The sequence below is a fragment of the Thermodesulfovibrio hydrogeniphilus genome (assembly GCF_054657355.1).
Genome location: NZ_BAAHYW010000001.1, coordinates 1,632,501 through 1,651,655 on the forward strand (window position 1 = coordinate 1,632,501; position 19,155 = coordinate 1,651,655).

Below are 19,155 nucleotides of genomic sequence, written 5' to 3' on the forward strand. Positions count from 1 at the left end.
GATGCTGCGCCGAAAATTTAACGGGGCTTAAGCATTCCACCGAAGCTGCGGACTCACCGAATGGTGAGTGGTAGGGGAGCATTCTGCTAACCGTTGAAGGCAAGTCGTGAGGCTTGCTGGAGGAGGCAGAAGAGACAATGCTGGCATAAGTAGCGTAAAGGTAGGTGAGAAGCCTACCCGCCGTAAGCCTAAGGTTTCCCGGGGAAGGTACATCCGCCCGGGGTTAGTCGGGACCTAAGGCGAGGCCGAAAGGCGTAGCTGATGGACAGCCGGTTAATATTCCGGCACCACCTAAATGGCGTTATCACCGAAGGGGGGACGCAGGAGGATAGGCAGAGCCTGTTATGGTTTACAGGTCCAAGCGTCAAGGCTGAGGAAGGAGGCAAATCCCCTTCCTCGTTAAAGCTGAGGCGTGACGGGGAAGGCCGTAAGGCCGAACTCTGCTGATTTCACACTGACGAGAAAAGCCTCGTAGGGAGTCATTTAGGTGCCCGTACCGCAAACCGACACTGGTAGGCGAGTAGAAGATACTAAGGCGTTCGAGAGAACCCTCCCCAAGGAACTCGGCAAACTGACCCCGTAACTTCGGGAGAAGGGGTGCCTCGAGTAGGGTGAGGATGTAAATCTGAGCCCGAGGAGGCCGCAGTAAAGAGGGCCTGGCGACTGTTTACCAAAAACACAGGTGCCTGCTAACTCGTAAGAGGATGTATAGGCACTGACGCCTGCCCGGTGCCGGAAGGTTAAGGGGAGGAGTTAGGGGGCAACTCCAAAGCTCCAAACCGAAGCCCCGGTAAACGGCGGCCGTAACTATAACGGTCCTAAGGTAGCGAAATTCCTTGTCGGGTAAGTTCCGACCTGCATGAATGGCGTAACGACTGGGCCGCTGTCTCGGGGAGGGACTCGGCGAACTTAAGCAACCGGTGAAGACGCCGGTTACCCGCAGCTAGACGGAAAGACCCCGTGCACCTTTACTACAGCTTGGCAGTGAGTCCTGGCAATGCATGTGTAGGATAGGTGGGAGGCTATGAAGCAGGGACGCCAGTTCCTGTGGAGCCGTCGGTGAAATACCACCCTTGTGTTGTTGGGGCTCTAACCGAGAGCCGTTATCCGGCTCTGGGACACTGCCTGGCGGGTAGTTTGACTGGGGCGGTCGCCTCCTAAAGAGTAACGGAGGCGTCCAAAGGTCTCCTCAGGCTGGACGGAAACCAGCCGTTGAGTGCAAAGGCATAAGGAGGCTTGACTGTGAGGCTGACAAGCCGAGCAGGGGGGAAACCCGGGCTTAGTGATCCGGTGGCTCTGTGTGGAAGGGCCATCGCTCAACGGATAAAAGGTACGCCGGGGATAACAGGCTGATCGGGCCCAAGAGTTCACATCGACGGCCCGGTTTGGCACCTCGATGTCGACTCATCGCATCCTGGGGCTGAAGTAGGTCCCAAGGGTTGGGCTGTTCGCCCATTAAAGCGGTACGTGAGTTGGGTTCAGAACGTCGTGAGACAGTTCGGTCCCTATCTGCTGTGGGCGTAGGAGACTTGAGGGAGGCTGCCCCTAGTACGAGAGGACCGGGGTGGGCGGACCTCTGGTGTTCCAGTTGTCGCACCAGCGGCAATGCTGGGTAGCTATGTCCGCAAGGGATAACCGCTGAAAGCATCTAAGCGGGAAGCCCGTCCCAAGATAAGGTCTCCCGTCCTGAGGAAACTCAGGACCTAAAGGCCCCTGGTAGACTACCAGGTTGATAGGCTGGAAGTGTAAGCACCGTAAGGTGTTTAGCTTACCAGTACTAATAGGCCGTGTGTCTTGACTTACTCTTTTACTTCTTCTTGTCAAAAAAAATTTTTCAGATAAAGAGAGAAAGGATAAATCCTTTCTCTCTTTTATTTATTTTGAATTTAAGAATCTTTATAATGTCTTGAAATTTTTTAAAAATTTGGTAACATTAAATAGTAAGATAAATTTTTGTTAAGAGGGCTAAGGAATATGAAAGAAAGAGATATTTTTGAAGAAATAGTAAATCTTGGCAAGAAAAGAGGAAGATTAACATATGATGAGATTAACGAGGCACTTCCCTCTGAGTATTATTCTCCTGAAGAAATTGAAGACCTGATTGATGTTTTGAGTGATATGGGAGTTAGGGTTGTTGATGAAGAGGAGATGTTTTTGGAAGAGGAGGAGGAAATAGAAGAGGAAGAACATGTTGAAGACTTAGTACAGGCTTACTTTAATTCAATGGGCGATATTCCTATCCTCACAAAGGATGAAGAAATTGAGCTTGCCAGAAAGCTACAAGAAGGAAAAACCATCATAAAAGAGACAGTATTAACCTTACCTATTTATAAAAAAGTTTTAGATGAAATAGAAAAAGAAGAACTTGAGCTATTAACAGAAGATGAAAAAATAGATGAGGCAGTCAATAGAACAATCATAAAATTGGAAAACTTAATTAATGACCTCGAAAAGGCAGAAGAAAAAATTAAAGACTATGGAAATCTAAAAAATTTAAGAAGAATTATAAATGAATCAAAAAAGGAAGGAAAAAATACAAAAGAGCTTGAAAATCTTTATAAAGAAGTTTATTCTGAAATAAAAAGGATAGAAAACGAAACAGGTTTAAAAATAGAAGAGTTAAAAGATGTGTGGAATAAAATTTATAAAGCAAAATGTCTTGTAGAAGAAACAAAAAATGAGCTTATAACGAGGAATTTACGTCTTGTGGTAAATATAGCAAAGAATTATGTTGGAAGAGGGTTGCCACTTCTTGATTTAATTGAAGAAGGTAATATTGGTTTAATGAAAGCTGTAGATAAATTTAAGTACGAAAAGGGATTTAAGTTTTCTACATATGCTACTTGGTGGATAAGGCAGGCAATTACAAGAGCGCTAATAGACCAAACAAAGACAATAAGAGTTCCTGTGCATATGATGGAGTTTTATAACCGAGTTACTAAGGCATCCCGTGAACTCACTCAGCAGCTTGGAAGAGAACCGAGCAATGAGGAAATTGCTGAAAAGCTTGGTGTGCCAGTTAAAAAAGTAGAAGAAGTATTCAGAGCAATTCAGGACCCAATTGGACTCCAGACACCAATTGGAGATGAGGATACAGAGCTGGAAGATTTTATCGGAGATAAAAATGCTTCATCTCCGCTTTCTGATGCCGAAAGAATTGAATTGAGCGAGCATATACAAAGGGTTCTTAAAACATTAACACCAAAGGAAGAGAAGGTAATAAAGATGAGATTTGGTATCGGAGAGGACAGAGACCACACACTTGAGGAAGTAGGTAGATATCTTTCAATAACTCGAGAGAGGGTAAGACAGATAGAAACTAAGGCATTAAGAAAATTGAAACATCCAAGTAGGTTGAAGTTGTTAAAAATGCTTATAAGTGATACCATTGAACCCAGAAAATCATAAGATTATTTAATTGTAAAGAGTTTTTTGAAAAAAGCAAGGGAATCTGATTTGTTCAGTTTCCCTTGCTTTTTTATTAAACCAAAATTGTTTTATTTTTAAGGGGTATTTTAAAGGTGGTTATGCTTTCTGTTTGTGACAAGCTCTGTAAAACATTATCGCTCTTCTCATCTGCCAAAAAAGTTGTAATTGTTTCGGATACTGTTGCACCCTTGCAATGACAAGTAGAAGTTCTGCCTTATAATGATAATAGGGGGAAAGATATATTGCTATGTACCTTTGGAGACTCCCAATTACATACTAACCAAATTCTAAATAAAATAAAATCGCTCATTTGAGTTTTTATATCTCAACTTTACTCCACACTGGCTGAACTCATCAAAAAATTTTTCCCCCAAAAATAGCGATAGACACTTGTCACTGCGAGCCCCCTGTTGCGAGCGATAGCGTGGCAATCTGGGGCGAAGCAGTCTCTAATAAGGCTTTATTGAAAAATAAAGTAGAGATTGCTTCGCATCCTTCGGATGCTCGCAATGACAGCAAAAAATACTTAATTTTCAAATGGTTATACCAATTTTTGGATTTCTATCTCTATTTTTGGGTTTCCAAAAACTCTTGAAAAATTTTTAAATTTGTGATATAAATTATAAAACAATGAATGCAAATTCCTTAATACCTTATTCTGAAGCTTTGCCTGTACCAGCCGAGATTTTTATTGTTCTTGAACAACTTTTCTTTCTCATTCATATACTTCTTGTAAATTCTATTGTAGGACTTGCTCTGATTATTTTATTCAAAGGCAGACAAAAAGAATCTATTTCATTACTCAATCCCTTTGCTAAGAAAATTCCTATACTATTTGCTCTTGGGATAAATATGGCTATTCCTGCACTTTTGTTTTTGCAGGTTGTTTTTGGTAGTCTTTTTTACACATCTTCAATTTTTATGGGAAGCTTTTGGATTTTGATTATTCCATTTTTAATCATTGCCTACTACAGCTCTTACTATTACTATAAAAAATTTGACACCTCTAATTATTCAAGACATGCTCTTTTGCTTATTCTAATATTGGTTTTTTACATAGCCTTTATGCTTGTTAATAACCTTTCAATGATGGAGATGCCTGATAAATGGATAGCATATTTTGAAAAAAGAGATGGCACAATTCTGCTTTGGAATGTGCCAAGCATTTATCCAAGATTTCTTCATTTTCTTGTAGCCTCAATTGCTGTTGGCGGAATAATTTATGCTTTTTATTTTAATAAAAAGGGAAATAAAGAAAAAACAAAGGAAGGATTAAAAATATTTGCTTATGCAACTATGATTCAGATTGTAGTTGGAGTGTGGTTTCTTCTTTCCCATCCCAATGAAATAATGCTTAAATTTATGGGAAAGGATGCTTTTGCTACAGCAGTTTTAATTATTGGTATTACAACCGCTTTAGTATCAATAGTTACAGCAATCAAAGGGAATTTAAAAGGCACAATCCTTTTTCTACTTCTAACACTTATTGCAATGATAATTAACAGGTATAATTTAAGGATTTTTTACTTAACCGATAAATTTTCACCAAGTCAACTTGAGCTTGTACCCCAATGGGATGTATTTGCCATATTTGTCGTAATTTTAATGCTTGGAGTTGGAGTTATCATCTACATGCTAAAAATTGAATTTAGAAAAGAGGTAGTCAGATGAACTACCCTGTGTGGGAACTTTATTATTTAAATTCAGGTACTGTTGTTGCTATAATTGCTGTTTTGCATGTGTTCATCTCCCATTTTGCAGTTGGAGGAGGAATTTTTCTTTGGCTTACAGACCTAAAAAGCGTTCGCGAAAAAGATTTAGCCTTAAGAAACTATGTTCGCAGACATATATGGTTCTTTCTTTTGCTTACAATGGTGCTTGGAGGAGTATCAGGAGTTGGAATATGGTTCAGCATAGCTCTTGCAAGTCCGTGGGCTACATCCCTGTTAATTCACACTTTTGTATTTGCATGGGCTATTGAATGGGTCTTTTTTATTGTAGAAATAGTATCTCTTCTTATTTATCATTACAAGTTTGAGGCTCTTTCAGATAAAAATAGATTAAGGATTGCATTTATATATGCACTTGCAGCTTGGTTAAGCCTTTTTATAATCAATGGAATCATAACTTTTATGCTGACTCCCGGAGAATGGCTTAAAACAAAAAACTTCTGGGATGGTTTCTTTAATCCAACACACCTGCCAGGGCTTGTATTTAGGACAGGCATCTGTGTAATGTTTGCAGGATTATTTGGATTTGTTACAGCAGTTTTTGAAAAGGACTCTTTCCTAAGGCAAAAACTTCTTCGTTACTGTTCTTTTTGGCTTTATATTCCTTTGCCTTTTCTTCTAATTTCAGGACTTTGGTATTTCTACAGCATTCCAGAAAATGCAAGATTTACAAACTTTTTCTTAAACCTTCAAACTAAAAATGCTATCAATGTCTTCATCTTTTCATCTGTAATTATTTATCTACTCTCCATTGCTTTTGTTCTTAGATCTTCCCATGCAATTCAGAAAATCGCACTCTTTGTTCTGCTTGCTGTTGGTCTTTCTTGGATTGGCTCATTTGAGTACATGCGTGAGTATGCAAGAAAGCCTTATGTAATATATGGCTATATGTATTCGCCGATGATTTTACTTCAGGACGAAGAAAAATTAAACAGAGAAGGCATTCTTAAGCATGCTAAGTGGACAAAGATAAAAGAAATAACTCCAGAAAACGAAATACAAGCAGGCAGAGAAATTTTTAATTTACAGTGTCTTAGCTGTCACACAATAAGAGGCATTAAAAACGATATTGTTGAAAAAACAGAGGGGCTTACATATCTTGGAATAATCAGCCAACTTTATGGTCAGGGTAAAATTCTTGACTACATGCCAAAATTCATTGGAACAGAGAAGGAAATGGAGGCACTTGCTAAATTTATTATGAGCCTTAGAGAAAAAAAGGATGAACAAATTGCAGAATTTAAGCCAAAGGAAGAGCCTGTTGAAATACCTCAGTTTGACCCTAAAAAAGATGAATATGTCTTACTTGTATGGAGCGTTCTTGGAGAAAAATGTATAACCGACAGTGATAAATGGTTTTCTTTCCTTTATCCTGGAAGCACATTCCAAGCTGTTCTTATAAAGAGAGGTGTAAAGCCTGAGATAGTCACTGAGGGAGTTGAAATTCAATATACAGTGCAGAAAGGACATGAAAATCCTTCAAAATTTCATGATTTCTGGAAATATTCAGAATCCTTTAAGGGCAAAAAAATTCCAGATAATGTAGGCATAAGCGGGAAAAAGCTTAATGATGTTTTTGACCTTGGCAAGGACAAAAAAATATTTATAGCTGAAGGCGTTCCAGTTTCACCATACAGAGAAGATGGTATATTTAATCCATATCCGATATTTGAAGCAAAGGCTATAGAAAAGAATACAGGAAAGGTTTTACAAAGAACCTTATTTGTTGCACCTGTCTCAACTGAACTCAGATGTTTTGAATGTCATGGAGGTAAGCCAAGATGGAATGGAATTTCAGGAATATCAGATGAGACAGCCATTAATATTCTTAAGATACATGACAGAAGGCACGGAACAAAGCTTCTTGAGAGTGCTTTAAAAGGAAAACCAATGATGTGCCAGAAATGCCATGAGGACTTCATTGTAAAATCTGATGGAATAAAGGGTCACAACAGCTTCTCTGCATCTATGCATGGATGGCACGCAAACTACATTCCATACAAAGATGAAAGAGCTTGCAACTTCTGTCATCCAAATGATGCAAAAGGTAATACAAGATGTAACAGAGACATCCATGCAAAACTTGGAATTGGTTGCACTCGTTGTCATGGAAAATTAGATGACCATGCAACCTCAGTTCTTCTTTCTCAGGAAGAAACAAGAACCGCTGCTTTACTTCTTAAAAATTTGTCTCCCGAAACACCTAAAACACAGATAAATCCAAGAAAACCTTGGGTAAATCAGCCTGATTGTTTGAACTGCCACATTGGATTTAATAAGCCAGAAAAAGACTCCTCTGGATTCAACAAATGGACATCTGATGTCAGCTTGCTTTTCAGAGTAAGAAAAGACAACACAGGTAATCTTCCTTGCACATCTTGTCACAGCTCACCTCATGCAGTGTATCCTGCATTCAATGACTTTGGCAAAAACAGAGACAATATTCAACCAATACAGTATCAGGGCAATCCACTACCAATTGGAGCTGAGATGAAATGCGAGGTTTGTCACAAAGTAAAAATGCAAGGCAATGCTCATCATTCAAATATGCTAAGAACTTTTAGGAATAAGGAGCTCTTAAAATAGAATTTTGCTAAATTTTAATCCCCTAAATCGTGCTTTTTGTATAAAACTTTATTAGCCTGTCAATTAGAGCCTTGTTAAGCAGAGTTATACTGCTCTCCTTAAAGATTGGATTAACTAATGTGTGAGGTTAAAATCTTTGATTAGCAGGGATAACCTTACATCACTCAATTCTTCAATGACAGACATATATTGCATTGTTGTTCAAGTTCAATAATTTTTTTTTCAATCTGTTATAATTATTTAATGCAAGCGTGGATAATTAATAAAATACAAAATTTAAGAAATAACCAAGAGCCTTTAGAGCTTATTGAAGTAGAAGTTCCTAAAATTGGCGATAATGAAATATTAATTAAAGTTCATGCTTGTGGTGTATGTCACACAGAGTTAGACGAAATAGAAGGAAGAGCTGTTCCTTCGTTTTTACCTATTATTCCGGGGCATCAAATAGTTGGTGAAGTTGTTGAAAGAGGAAAAAATGTAAAAAAATTCAAAATCGGAGATAGAGTTGGAGCAGGTTGGATTTATTCAGCCTGCGGAAAATGCGAATTTTGCAAAAGAGGCTTAGAGAATCTATGTTATGAATTTAAAGCAACAGGTAAAGATGTTCATGGTGGCTATGCTGAGTTTTTTAAAATTCATGAAGATTTTGCTTTTCCTCTTCCAGAGAATCTTACATTTGAAGAGGCGGCACCACTTTTTTGTGCTGGTGCAATTGGTTATCGTTCGTTAATGCTTGCTAATCCTTCAAATGAAAATAATATAGGACTTATCGGGTTTGGTGCTTCAGGACACCTTGTTTTAAAATTGATAAGGCATTTATTTACAGATGCAAAAGTTTTTGTATTTGCAAGGGATGAAGAGCAGAGAAAATTTGCTCTTCAGCTTGGTGCAAATTGGGCTGGAAATATTGGAGATGAACCGCCTGAAAAGCTTAATTCTGCCATTGATACAACTCCTGTGTGGAGGCCACCTTTAAGTATACTAAGATTTTTAAAACCATCTGGACGGCTTATAATAAACGCTATTCGGAAAGAGGAAATTGATAAGAATGCTTTATCTAAAATAGATTATCAGAGAGACCTTTGGCTTGAAAAAGAGATTAAGAGTGTGGCAAATGTTACAAGAAAGGATATTTCTGAGTTTCTGAAAATCGCAGAACAAATTTCCATTAAGCCTGATATTGAAGTTTATAACTTTGAAGAGGCAAACAAAGCATTAATAGATATAAAGCAGAGAAAAATCAGAGGTGCAAAAGTCTTAAAAATAGGGAGATAAACATGGACAAAAAAGCAAAAGTATTAGAGATAATTAATAGGCTTGACAAAAGATATCCAAATGTAAAAACTGCTCTCAATTTCAATACTCCACTTGATTTGCTTGTAGCTACTATTCTCTCAGCCCAAACAACAGATGTTAATGTAAACAAAGTCACAGAAAATCTGTTTAAAAAGTATAGAACTGCCTCAGACTATGCTAATACTCCTTTGAAAGAGCTTGAGAATGACATAAAAAGTATTAATTTTTATAAAAACAAAGCCAAATACATAAAAAATCTTGCCACTGAGCTTTTGAAAAAATTTAATGGAGAAGTTCCAAAAAAAATGGAAGAACTTGTAACACTACCTGGGGTTGGAAGAAAAACAGCAAACATAGTGCTTTGGAATGCCTATGGTATAAATGAAGGCATTGCGGTAGACACTCATGTAAAAAGACTTTCCAAACTTTTAGGACTTACTGATAATACAGACCCTGACAAAATAGAACAAGACTTAATGCAGATAACGCCTCGTGAATACTGGGGACAAATAACCCATTTACTCATAATGCTTGGCAGAGAAATCTGCAAAGCTAAATCACCAAACCACAAAATATGCCCATTAAAAGATATCTGCCCGAGTAGTAATCTATAAACAGAAAATTGAAAATTAGGTATTTTTTTACTGTCATAGCGAGAGACGAAGTCCCGTGGCAATCTCCGAAACAAGATTGCTTCGGCATCCTGCGGATGCCTCGCAATGACCAAATGGGTTCACCATATAGTCAATCTTTGGCTTAAGAATATGTTTAACCACTGCCAATGCAGCCCTTTCCATAAGAACAAGCGAAGGAATTCCGTATTGATTAATAGTGAGACTGTCAATTTCAGCCATTTCAGATGATGTAACCACTTTCATAGATAAATTATAGCACAACTAAAAATTATGCTGCCTTAAGATAGATTTCCTCTGCAAATTCCTAAATTTCCTTTGAAAGTTCATCAATTTTTTCATAATCAATCCAAGAATGTCCTTTTTTCAATAAAAGGTCCTTTACTGCTACTCTTATTTTTGATTTAATGCTTTCCTTTTTATTCCAATATGCTCTGAAGTATTTCACTAAATTTTCTGTCTCTATATATCTAAAAAATAAGTAAAGCGGACCAAGAGGTCCGCATAAATTTTTTATCTTTTTAATTAATCCATTGCAGAGTGGGACTCAGGTAAGATTTGTCCGCCATCAACTACTAGTGTTTGTCCAGTGATGTAACCTGCTTCTTCGCTGGCAAAAACAAGTACAGCATAACCTATATCCTCAGGTGTGCCAAGGCGTTTCAAAGGAATAGCTGCGCTCATAGTTTTAATATACTCTTCACCCAGTGCTTGCACTCCTTCGGTGAGAATATTTCCGGGTAAAACAGCATTTATAGTAATTCCATAAGGCGCTAACTCTATCGCAGCTGAACGCATAAATCCAAGCATACCTGCCTTTGTAGCACCATAATGTGACCATCCTTTATATCCTGTAATAGGTCCTGTAATTGAAGAAGTAAGAATAATACGCCCGTTTGGTTGCGCTTTTAAAAGTGGTAAAAAAGCTTTTATAGTAAGAAACATTCCCTTAAGATTAATATTATGAACTTTATCCCAGTCTGCCTCAGTCATTTCTTCAAGAATAGCAGAAGGAAAAATACCAGCATTACAGCAAAGAATATTAACACCGCCTAACTCTTTCTGCACCTCTTCGGCTGCTTTTTTGAGCGTTTCAAAGTTTGTAACATCTGCATAGGCATAAACAGCTTTCCCTCCCGTTTGTTTGAGTTCATTAACTGTTTTTACTCCTGCATCAGAATCCACGTCAAGAATGGCAATAGCAGCACCTTCTCTCATCAGTACTTTTGCAATTCCCTTACCAATGCCTTTAGCTCCTCCTGTAATGACTGCAACCTTTCCGCTTAATCTTGACATAATAAATAACCTCCTCAATCAAAATTAAATGATGATTGTTTACGACTTCTAAAGCGCCATCAAAATTTGTTGGTTCAGTATAAGCTACCTTTTATTGATCTATTAAATTATATCAAAATAAAGGATTTCAATGAATTTATTTTAGACCTAATTTTTGTTATTTTCAATCTTCATCCTGCAAGTTTTCTCTTAATTGAAATTCCGAGCAAAGTGAGGAGGAAACAATCTTCTCATGCCTAAATAGAGATCACCTCGGCTTGCTTTGTAAGCCTCGTGATGATGGGAAAAAGTTTCTTCGAAAGCCTCGTGATGACGGACTGGGGGCGTCATTGCGAGCCTTACCGTTTATTTTTTTGTCATCGTATGATAAATATATGGACACTAAACAGGGATAAGTTAAAATAACAGGAAGAAAGAAGGTGGGCAAGGACGATTTGTCATAGGTCTTAAAGACCGTTCGCAATGTTGTCCACCACCTTCTCCCTTCCCTTAAGCCTGAACGGAACATTAGGCTCAGACAGCCTGAATGAGTTCCCACGATGATAGGATAAGGGAAGAAAAACAAAAAAATCAAATGGAGGAAGAGAAATGACAAAAGAGAAGTTCATAGTTGGAGTAGATGTGGCAAAGGATACCATAGCAGTAACAATTAGGGAAAGAGGTAAAGGTAAAAGAGCTTCTTTCAATCTAAAGAATCATGCAGAGCAGTTGCATAAGGCTTTGAAAAAGGAGCTACCTGACTGCTGTAAAGAGGATATACTGGTTGTTATGGAACATACAGGGGTTTATCATTTAAAATTAGCCCATGACTTATATGAGCAAGGGTATAAGGTAGCAATTTTGAATCCGCTGCAGACAAAGAAACTTGCGGATGCAAAGTTTAATAGAGCGAAGACAGACAAAATAGACTCTGCAGTGATAGCTGAGAGTGTGGAGATTTGCGAAGAGATAAGATTATTTAAGCCAATGGCTGAACCCCAGCGGAAGATTAAGATACTATTAACTTGCCTTGCGAAGATTCAGAAACATCTTAATTGTTTAAAGAATCAAAGAGAAGCATTAAGATATGAACCGATAATGGTAGATACAGTAATAGAAAATTTTAACGAGCTCATAAAAAATGCAGAGGAAACAATACAGAAGATGGAGAAGGAATTGGAAGAATTGGCGGTAGGCCAGTTATGAGAAACAGATAAAGTTAGCGGAGAGTGTGCCTGGAGTTGGCAAGAGGACAGCATGCATAGCAGTATCAATGCTTGGATGTTTTGAAAATTTTGACAGAGTAAAGGCAGTAGGCAGTTATATAGGGATAAGCCCGAGAGTATATGAATCGGGCAAGAGTGTAAAGAAAAAGGGGAGGATACAGAAGAAGGGGAGTGCATATATAAGGAAGATATTGTATATGGCAGCGATGTCAGCGATGAGATATAATAAGGCATGCAAAGCATTGTATTAGAGGATGATACAAAGGGGCAAGAGCAAGATGCAGGCATTGATAGCAGTAGCCCATAAACTAATAAGGCAGGTATATGGAGTTTTAAAAAGTGGGATACCATACAATGAAGAAATTGCAATGAATGGAAAAAAATACTTGACAAATTAACACGGAACATTGCGAGCGAAGCGAGGCAATCTCGTCTTTCCCTTGCGCCCTTAGGCCGTCATTGCGACTCCGAGCGAAGCGAGGAGGAAGCAATCTCGCCTTTGTCTAAAGCCAAAATCCAAAATTCACCATGCACTATTTACTATCCACTAATTAGAGACTGCTTCGCCCCATTGAGGGGCTCGCAGTGACGGTGTGATGGATTGCCACGCATCACCTTCAGTGAGGCTCGCAATGACGGAAAGCTCGGAGACTGTAGCGAGCCGAAAGTTTGGTGACCACTCCCAAATACAAGGAGGGGTATGCCTAACAATTACAGACTAACAAAGGTCTTATATGAAAAATAGCTCAAATTAGGTTAGAATAAAAAAAATAATCTTCACAGGAGGTGCAGAATGAAAAGAGTTTTGGTTGTTTATTATTCAAGGTCTGGGAACACAGAGAAAATGGCAAAAATGATTGCTGAGGATCTTTCAAAAAAGAATGTAGCAGTTGATTTAAAAAAAGTTGAAGAGGTCAATGTTGACAGCCTTCCTGAGTATGATGGATACATTATCGGCTCACCAAATTATTTTGGAACAATGGCTGCAGAGGTTAAAAAATTTATTGATGAAAGTGTTAAATATTACAGAAAAATTGAAGGAAAACTTGTTGCAGCATTCACATCCACTGGAATGATTGGTGGAGGCGGTGAAACTGTATGCCTTGATATCTTGAAGGCTTTTTTAATTCATGGATGCCTTTGTCTTGGATTTACAAGATTAGGACACTACGGACCTGTGTCAATTGGAAAGCCTGATGACAGAGTTGAGAAAGAGCTTAAAGAAATGGCAAGTAAATACGCGGAAGTCTTAAATAGGATTCAGTAATGTTTGATAGAAAAAAACAACTACGCTGGGCATCCCTTAAGGTTGGAATTGTCATCACTGTAACTTTGCTTATTATATTTTTTGTCATTATGTTTTCTGGAGGTATAGAGTCTCTTTTTAGAGAAAGGGTCTCTTTCAATATCTATATTTCCGACGTAAGAGGGTTAAGAAGTGGTGCTCCTGTCATGGTTGCAGGATTTGATGTTGGAGAGGTAAAAAAAATAACGCTGAGCAGAGAACATGGAATTGTGGTCAAAGTTTTGGTAAACAAAGATGTGATACCTTATCTCAAAGCAGATGCTAAAGCACGAATTCAAAGCTTAGGATTGCTCGGCGACAAATATGTTGAAATATCGCCAGGCGAAGCCCAACAGTCCTTTGATCCCTCAAAAGGCATGTATGGAGAGCCTCAAACTGAGATCAAAGATATCGTTGCAACAGTATCATCTACTTTGAGCAATGTTGAAAAGTTTATAAAAAAGTTAGACAAATTTATTGCAAAAATTGATGAGTCTCAGGGCACTTTTTCAAAATTGCTTTCTGACCCAGCGCTTTACAATAATTTAAACTCCGCAGTAGCAGAGCTTAAGGAGACATTAAAAGAAATAAGATATGGTAGTTTAGGAATGCTTGCAAGGGATAAAGATTTCTATGAGAGGCTATCAAATAGTCTGAAAAATTTTGAGAATGCATCAAATAAAATAGCCTCTTCAGAGGGAAGTCTTGGAAAATTGATAAATGAACCAACTCTTTATGAAAATCTGCTTAGCTCCTCTCAAAAACTTGATGCAATTCTTAAGGAAATTGAAACATCTGAAGGCACCCTTGCTCTTCTAATTAAAGACAAAAATACAGCTGAAGATTTAAGGCAAAGTATAAGAGAAATAAAAGAGCTTATTGAAGAGATTAAAAAGAATCCGAAAAAATTTTTTAAATTTAGCGTTTTTTAAGTTATAATAATTCATGGCATTGCTTGAAATCAGAAAATATCCCGATGAGGTTTTAAAGAAAAGAGCTGAAAAAGTTGATAATATTGATTCAGAGCTTCAAAAGCTAATTGATGATATGATTGAAACAATGTATAAAGCCAACGGAGTAGGACTTGCTGCTCCACAGGTTGGAGTTTCAAAGAGACTGATTGTAGTTGATACAAGTCCCCGTGAAGAGAATCAGAAACTTATCGTTCTTATCAATCCTGAAATCCTTCAATCAGATGAGGATATTTTATCCGAAGAGGGATGCTTGAGTCTTCCCGGATTTATCACAAGATTAAAAAGAAAAGAAAAGGTATTGGTAAAAGGGCTTGACAGAGAAGGAAAAGAAATAGAGATTGAAGCAGAAGGATTACTTTCAAGGGCTCTTCAGCATGAGATTGATCATCTTGATGGCATTCTTTTAATAGACAGAATAAGTCCCCTCAAAAAAGAGCTTTTCAGAAGAAAGTATCAAAAAACAAAAAGATAGACTCTGAAATGTCTTCCCAATCAAAAGGAATAATTTTTTTTGGCACGCCAGAGTTTGCAGTTCCAACTCTTAAAGCATTGATAGAAGCCAAAGAGAAAATTCTTCTTGTTGTAACTCAGCCAGACAAACCAAAGGGAAGAGGTAAAAAATTTCAGCCAACAGAGGTAAAAAAGGCTGCACTTGAATTTGGGCTTCCTGTAATACAGCCTGAAAAGATAAAAGACGAAAGTTTTGTAAACATGAGCAAGCAACTAAATGCAGAATTTGGCGTGGTTGTAGCCTTTGGAAGAATTCTCCCAAAGGAAGTCTTCAATGCTCCAAAGTATGGTTGCATAAATTTGCACGCATCACTGCTTCCAAAATACAGAGGAGCAGCTCCAATACAGTGGGCTTTGATAAAGGGAGAAAAAGTCACTGGTGTTACAATAATGCAGATAGATGAAGGACTTGACACAGGACCAATATATTTGCAAAAAGAGGTTCCCATTGATGATGAGGACAATGCAGAAACACTTTCTAAAAAGCTCTCTGAAATAGGAGCCAATTTGATTGTTGAGGCAGTGAAAAAAATAAGGCAGGGCTTAAAGCCTGTTGCCCAGCATGGTGAACCTGTTTATGCTCCTCCTTTAAAAAAAGAGGACGGAAAAATAAACTGGGAAGCCTCTGCAAGGAGTATATTCAATCTGATAAGAGGTACATACCCTTGGCCCTGTGCATACTGCTTTTTTAAAGATGAACGGATTAAAATAATAAAAGCACAGGTTCTGGAGGGAAAAGCACCACCGGGTTTGATTGTTAAAGCTAAGAACGATTTGATTGTGGGCACATCAGAGGGTTTACTGAAAATTCTACTTATCCAGCCAGAGGGAAAAAGGATAATGACATCACAAGAATTTATTGCTGGAAGAAAAATAAATGAAGGCATGGACTCATTTTCTTAGAGGTTTTGTGCTAAGAGTGCTATATCCAATTCTCATGTTAGTAGGAGCATTTTTCAAATCCAAAAAATCTGAGTTTCAAGCTTTGGTTGTTAAGCTAAATAACTCACTTGTGATGAAAAATCCTGTTTATGCAGAGAAAATTCTTATTCTGTTACCGCATTGCATCCAAAATTCTAAATGCGATGTAAGGCTCACATTTGATGTTTTTAAATGCAAAAGATGCGGTAAATGCAAAATCAAAGACCTTATTGAACTTGCAGAAAGACATGGAGTAGCCATTTCAGTTGCAACAGGAGGAACAATTGCAAGAAAGGTGGTTAAGGAGGTAAGACCAGACGCAATTGTAGCAGTTGCCTGCGAAAGAGACCTTTCAAGCGGAATTGTTGACACCTATCCTTTGCCTGTAATAGGGATTACTAATGAAAGACCTTACGGTCCTTGCATTGATACAACTGTAGATTTAAAGAAAGTTGAGAAAGCTATAGAATGGTTAATAAAAAGCAAAACCCAAGACAAACAGCAGTAAAAATTTTAACAGATATACTGGACAAGAGGAAATCTTTAAAAAATGTTCTCACCGATAGAATTCTTTCTGAGTTTGCCCAAAATGACAGGGGACTACTTATAGAAACTGTTTACGGAGTTTTGCGAAATTTATATTATATAAACTGGCTTCTTGAGGAGTTTTATAAGAATAAGGCAGGGCTTCCATCCCATACAATTAATAATTTGAGGTGCTCCATTTATCAGCTTGTTTTCATGGGAACTGCATCCTATGCAGTAACAAATGAGGCTGTAAATACTGAAAAATCGCTTAATGGAAAGCCTGCTGTTGTAAATGCCATACTCAGAAATTTTTTGCGAAAATACGGAAGTAATGGATTGAGCAAACTCTTACAGGAAAAAACTCCTGATTCACTCTCAATCCTTTATTCCCATCCAGATTGGTTGATTAAAAAATGGGCTGAAAGGTTTTCAAAGGATGAGCTGATTGCGCTTCTTAAAGCCAATAACGAAAAACCTCCTTTTTGCATAGCAGTTAAACCTGAGGAAAGAGAGAAAGTCGCTGATTACTTTAGGTCAAAGGGCTTTAAAACATCATTTACAAAGCATGCTGCTTCAGGATTAATAATTGAAGGACAAGGATATGAAATACGACAGGCTTTAAAAGAAGCTCCATTTTTCTGGGTTGTTCAAGATGAAGCAAGTCAGCTTGTATGCTTTTTACTTGAACCCTCTGAAGGTGAAACTGTTTTGGATGCCTGCGCAAGTCCGGGTGGAAAAACTCTTTTGACAGGTGCCTTAATGAAAAAAGGCAAAATCATTGCTGTTGAGCGAAACAGGAAAAGATATCAAACTCTGCTTAAAAATATTGAAAGAAATAGAAAGTTTCTTCAAAATGTTGTGTTTGAATTGGTTGAGAAAGATATCTTTCAATTTGAAACAGATTGCCAGTTTGACAAAATCCTTCTTGATGCTCCTTGCTCCTCTTTAGGTGTAGTCCGTAGAAATCCGGATGTAAGATACAGGGTAACTGAGGCAGAAATAGAGAGACTCTCAAAAGTTCAAGAGGCAATGCTTGAGAGAGTTTCCAAATTTTTAAAGCCAAATGGAATTATAGTTTACTCTGTATGCTCAACAGAGACTGAGGAAGGAGAAAGGGTTATTGATAAATTTTTGCAGAAACATCCTGAATTTTGTAGTATAAAAATATTACGCCCATTTCCACATCTTGATAATATGGATGGATTTTTTATGGCTAAACTGAAAAGAAGGGAAGTATAGATGCAAGTGATAGCAAAGAAAATACTATATATAATTGCAGCCATTGTTGGAGGTTTTCTTGCTGGATATATTTTACTTACTATTTTTGTCTCAAGCGGTAAAACAGAAGTTCCTGATTTAAAAGGAAAAGATATCGTTCAGGCTAATCAGATGTTGCGAGAAAAAGGCTTGCATATAAGGATTGACGGAGAGGAATACTCGGAACTACCATCTGGCACAATATACAAGCAGACAATACCACCAAATACAAAAGTAAAAAAGGGACGAGAAATTGGAGTTATTGTCAGCAAAGGATTAAGATTTTCAGTTTTGCCTGATGTTACTGGTATGTCCCTTGAAGAAGCTGAAAAAATCTTGAATGACAAAAGCATTCCTCTGGAGAAAATTATTTACATCTACTCAGAAAAATACGGGAAAAACACAGTTATTGCCCAAAGACCAGAGCCAGAGGAGGGTGGTAAATCTATAAAACTGATTGTAAGTTTAGGTAAAAAGGAGGCAGAAGAATGAAAACCCTTATTGAAAGGGCTGAAAAATTCAGAGACAGCGGAGATTTCAAAGAGTCCCTCAGGCTTTGGAAAAAAATTTATAAGTCAGCATTAAAAAAAATGGATTCATATCTTGCCCTTGATTCTCTTATTGCTTTGGCTGATATTTACAGAATAATGGGGAATTTTAAAAAATCTGAAAAATTCTACACAGAGGCTTTGGAGGTTGCAGAAGCTTTAAATGATGAATTAAGTTTTGCAGATGCCTTAACAGGACTTGCCCTTTCAAAAAAGGCGGTTGGAAATTGGAAAGAAGCTTTAAAAATGGTAAAAAAAGCTCGTTCAATATATCAAAAAAACAAAGATAAAAAAGGCATAGCCTTTACTCATTGGGCTGAAGGTGCTTGCTGGAGATTTGGTGGAAGAATAAAAAAATCTTTGGATGCCTTTAAGAAAGCCTTTGAACATTTTAAACTTCTTAAAAATAAAAAGGCGATTGGATACACTTATTGCGGACTTGGGGGAAGTTCAAGGGTCTATAGTATTTTTGATAATTCTATGCAATATTATCAAAAAGCTAACAAAATATTTGCAGAAATTGTAGATAAATTTGGTACTGCCTATTCATTCTGCGGATTGGGGAATGCCTATAGGATGAAAGGAGATTTTGCAAATGCCAAGAAAAACTTTAAAAAAGCCTTAGAGATTTATAGTAAAATAGGTGATATTGTAAGTTCATCCTATACACTTTGGAGCATTGCTATGCTAAAAATTTTAGAAAACGAACTTTCAGAGGCAGAAAAATACATAAAAAAAGCTGAGAAAAACTTTAAGAAATGTCAGGATATTCGTGGTGAGGCATACTGCAAAATTCTCAGGGGCATGGTAATGTATTTAAAGAAAAGGAAGAAACTTGCCCAGAGACATTTTAAAGAGGCTCTACGAATTTGCGAAGAATTTGACTTTAATTTAGAAAAAAGATATGCTAAAAGTTTTCTTAATGGAAAACTTCCAATTCCATATAATATCCCATAAT

19 protein-coding genes, 1 rRNA gene and 1 pseudogene (1 of these 21 cut by a window edge) are annotated in these 19,155 nt (G+C 37.6%); 18 read left to right on the top strand and 3 right to left on the bottom strand.

Annotated features, from left to right (window positions below):
- From ACYQ3P_RS08135 to nth, 7 genes are all read left to right on the top strand, one after another.
- Positions 1–1,802 (top strand): 23S ribosomal RNA (locus tag ACYQ3P_RS08135); it begins 1,157 nt to the left of the window's first position.
- 172 nt (positions 1,803–1,974) lie between these two features.
- Positions 1,975–3,408 carry a sigma-70 family RNA polymerase sigma factor gene (locus tag ACYQ3P_RS08140; RefSeq protein WP_460177411.1) on the top strand — a complete coding sequence of 478 codons (1,434 nt, stop codon included), beginning with the start codon at positions 1,975–1,977 and terminating at the stop codon, positions 3,406–3,408.
- Between the two features lie 445 nt (positions 3,409–3,853).
- Entirely contained in the window at positions 3,854–4,024 is a 171-nt protein-coding gene (locus ACYQ3P_RS08145; protein WP_460177412.1) for a hypothetical protein, read from the top strand.
- Between the two features lie 35 nt (positions 4,025–4,059).
- Entirely contained in the window at positions 4,060–5,100 is a 1,041-nt protein-coding gene (locus ACYQ3P_RS08150) for a hypothetical protein (protein WP_460177413.1), read from the top strand.
- Positions 5,097–7,745, top strand: a complete 2,649-nt coding sequence (locus tag ACYQ3P_RS08155) for a cytochrome C (protein ID WP_460177414.1) — start codon at positions 5,097–5,099, stop codon at positions 7,743–7,745. Before ACYQ3P_RS08150 ends, ACYQ3P_RS08155 begins: the two co-directional genes overlap by 4 nt.
- A 243-nt stretch (positions 7,746–7,988) precedes the next feature.
- Positions 7,989–9,020, top strand: coding sequence for a zinc-dependent alcohol dehydrogenase family protein (locus ACYQ3P_RS08160; RefSeq protein ID WP_460177415.1), 1,032 nt, complete (start codon positions 7,989–7,991; stop codon positions 9,018–9,020).
- 2 nt (positions 9,021–9,022) lie between these two features.
- On the top strand, positions 9,023–9,655 hold the full coding sequence (gene nth / locus ACYQ3P_RS08165; RefSeq protein WP_460177416.1) for an endonuclease III: 633 nt from the start codon (positions 9,023–9,025) through the stop codon (positions 9,653–9,655).
- A 144-nt stretch (positions 9,656–9,799) separates the two neighbouring features.
- On the opposite strand, the pseudogene ACYQ3P_RS08170 reads toward nth, so the two are convergent.
- From ACYQ3P_RS08170 to fabG, 3 genes and pseudogenes are all read right to left on the bottom strand, one after another.
- Positions 9,800–9,919: pseudogene (locus ACYQ3P_RS08170) on the bottom strand (NAD(P)H-hydrate epimerase); the annotation flags it as partial.
- A gap of 61 nt (positions 9,920–9,980) precedes the next feature.
- The gene (locus ACYQ3P_RS08175; RefSeq protein ID WP_460177417.1) at positions 9,981–10,121 is read right to left on the bottom strand and encodes a hypothetical protein; all 141 of its coding nucleotides are present in this window, start codon (positions 10,119–10,121) and stop codon (positions 9,981–9,983) included.
- Positions 10,122–10,198: 77 nt separating this feature from the next.
- A complete protein-coding gene (fabG, locus tag ACYQ3P_RS08180) occupies positions 10,199–10,969 on the bottom strand; it encodes a 3-oxoacyl-ACP reductase FabG (RefSeq protein WP_460177418.1) in 771 nt (256 codons plus the stop codon).
- A gap of 588 nt (positions 10,970–11,557) precedes the next feature.
- Here fabG and ACYQ3P_RS08185 point away from each other — a divergent pair.
- From ACYQ3P_RS08185 to ACYQ3P_RS08235, 11 genes are all read left to right on the top strand, one after another.
- The gene (locus tag ACYQ3P_RS08185; protein ID WP_460176523.1) at positions 11,558–12,154 is read left to right on the top strand and encodes an IS110 family transposase; all 597 of its coding nucleotides are present in this window, start codon (positions 11,558–11,560) and stop codon (positions 12,152–12,154) included.
- A 25-nt stretch (positions 12,155–12,179) separates the two neighbouring features.
- Positions 12,180–12,425, top strand: a complete 246-nt coding sequence (locus ACYQ3P_RS08190; protein WP_460176823.1) for a transposase — start codon at positions 12,180–12,182, stop codon at positions 12,423–12,425.
- A gap of 3 nt (positions 12,426–12,428) precedes the next feature.
- Complete coding sequence (locus ACYQ3P_RS08195; protein WP_460176822.1) at positions 12,429–12,572, top strand: hypothetical protein; 144 nt, start codon at positions 12,429–12,431, stop codon at positions 12,570–12,572.
- Between the two features lie 395 nt (positions 12,573–12,967).
- A complete protein-coding gene (locus ACYQ3P_RS08200; RefSeq protein WP_460177419.1) occupies positions 12,968–13,441 on the top strand; it encodes a flavodoxin family protein in 474 nt (157 codons plus the stop codon).
- Positions 13,441–14,391, top strand: a complete 951-nt coding sequence (locus tag ACYQ3P_RS08205; RefSeq protein ID WP_460177420.1) for an MlaD family protein — start codon at positions 13,441–13,443, stop codon at positions 14,389–14,391. The genes ACYQ3P_RS08200 and ACYQ3P_RS08205 overlap by 1 nt, the downstream gene beginning before the upstream one ends.
- Before the next feature lie 13 nt (positions 14,392–14,404).
- Complete coding sequence (gene def / locus ACYQ3P_RS08210; RefSeq protein WP_460177421.1) at positions 14,405–14,905, top strand: peptide deformylase; 501 nt, start codon at positions 14,405–14,407, stop codon at positions 14,903–14,905.
- Between the two features lie 8 nt (positions 14,906–14,913).
- Positions 14,914–15,846, top strand: a complete 933-nt coding sequence (fmt, locus tag ACYQ3P_RS08215) for a methionyl-tRNA formyltransferase (protein WP_460177422.1) — start codon at positions 14,914–14,916, stop codon at positions 15,844–15,846.
- Positions 15,821–16,372 carry a DUF116 domain-containing protein gene (locus tag ACYQ3P_RS08220; protein ID WP_460177423.1) on the top strand — a complete coding sequence of 184 codons (552 nt, stop codon included), beginning with the start codon at positions 15,821–15,823 and terminating at the stop codon, positions 16,370–16,372. The genes fmt and ACYQ3P_RS08220 overlap by 26 nt, the downstream gene beginning before the upstream one ends.
- Positions 16,333–17,631: a 16S rRNA (cytosine(967)-C(5))-methyltransferase RsmB gene (gene rsmB, locus ACYQ3P_RS08225; RefSeq protein ID WP_460177424.1), complete on the top strand. Its 1,299-nt coding sequence runs from the start codon at positions 16,333–16,335 to the stop codon at positions 17,629–17,631. Before ACYQ3P_RS08220 ends, rsmB begins: the two co-directional genes overlap by 40 nt.
- On the top strand, positions 17,632–18,141 hold the full coding sequence (locus tag ACYQ3P_RS08230; RefSeq protein WP_460177425.1) for a PASTA domain-containing protein: 510 nt from the start codon (positions 17,632–17,634) through the stop codon (positions 18,139–18,141). It begins immediately after the preceding gene.
- Positions 18,138–19,154: a tetratricopeptide repeat protein gene (locus ACYQ3P_RS08235; RefSeq protein ID WP_460177426.1), complete on the top strand. Its 1,017-nt coding sequence runs from the start codon at positions 18,138–18,140 to the stop codon at positions 19,152–19,154. Before ACYQ3P_RS08230 ends, ACYQ3P_RS08235 begins: the two co-directional genes overlap by 4 nt.
- Position 19,155: the final 1 nt, after the last annotated feature.

Bases quoted from the DNA above. Each gene is read 5' to 3' on its own strand.
- ACYQ3P_RS08140 (WP_460177411.1), top strand. From the start codon at position 1,975: ATGAAAGAAAGAGATATTTTTGAAGAAATAGTAAATCTTGGCAAGAAA.
- ACYQ3P_RS08150 (WP_460177413.1), top strand. From the start codon at position 4,060: ATGAATGCAAATTCCTTAATACCTTATTCTGAAGCTTTGCCTGTACCA.
- ACYQ3P_RS08155 (WP_460177414.1), top strand. From the start codon at position 5,097: ATGAACTACCCTGTGTGGGAACTTTATTATTTAAATTCAGGTACTGTT.
- ACYQ3P_RS08160 (WP_460177415.1), top strand. From the start codon at position 7,989: ATGCAAGCGTGGATAATTAATAAAATACAAAATTTAAGAAATAACCAA.
- nth (WP_460177416.1), top strand. From the start codon at position 9,023: ATGGACAAAAAAGCAAAAGTATTAGAGATAATTAATAGGCTTGACAAA.
- fabG (WP_460177418.1), bottom strand. From the start codon at position 10,969: ATGTCAAGATTAAGCGGAAAGGTTGCAGTCATTACAGGAGGAGCTAAA.
- ACYQ3P_RS08185 (WP_460176523.1), top strand. From the start codon at position 11,558: ATGACAAAAGAGAAGTTCATAGTTGGAGTAGATGTGGCAAAGGATACC.
- ACYQ3P_RS08195 (WP_460176822.1), top strand. From the start codon at position 12,429: ATGATACAAAGGGGCAAGAGCAAGATGCAGGCATTGATAGCAGTAGCC.
- ACYQ3P_RS08200 (WP_460177419.1), top strand. From the start codon at position 12,968: ATGAAAAGAGTTTTGGTTGTTTATTATTCAAGGTCTGGGAACACAGAG.
- ACYQ3P_RS08205 (WP_460177420.1), top strand. From the start codon at position 13,441: ATGTTTGATAGAAAAAAACAACTACGCTGGGCATCCCTTAAGGTTGGA.
- def (WP_460177421.1), top strand. From the start codon at position 14,405: ATGGCATTGCTTGAAATCAGAAAATATCCCGATGAGGTTTTAAAGAAA.
- fmt (WP_460177422.1), top strand. From the start codon at position 14,914: ATGTCTTCCCAATCAAAAGGAATAATTTTTTTTGGCACGCCAGAGTTT.
- ACYQ3P_RS08220 (WP_460177423.1), top strand. From the start codon at position 15,821: ATGAAGGCATGGACTCATTTTCTTAGAGGTTTTGTGCTAAGAGTGCTA.
- rsmB (WP_460177424.1), top strand. From the start codon at position 16,333: ATGGTTAATAAAAAGCAAAACCCAAGACAAACAGCAGTAAAAATTTTA.
- ACYQ3P_RS08230 (WP_460177425.1), top strand. From the start codon at position 17,632: ATGCAAGTGATAGCAAAGAAAATACTATATATAATTGCAGCCATTGTT.
- ACYQ3P_RS08235 (WP_460177426.1), top strand. From the start codon at position 18,138: ATGAAAACCCTTATTGAAAGGGCTGAAAAATTCAGAGACAGCGGAGAT.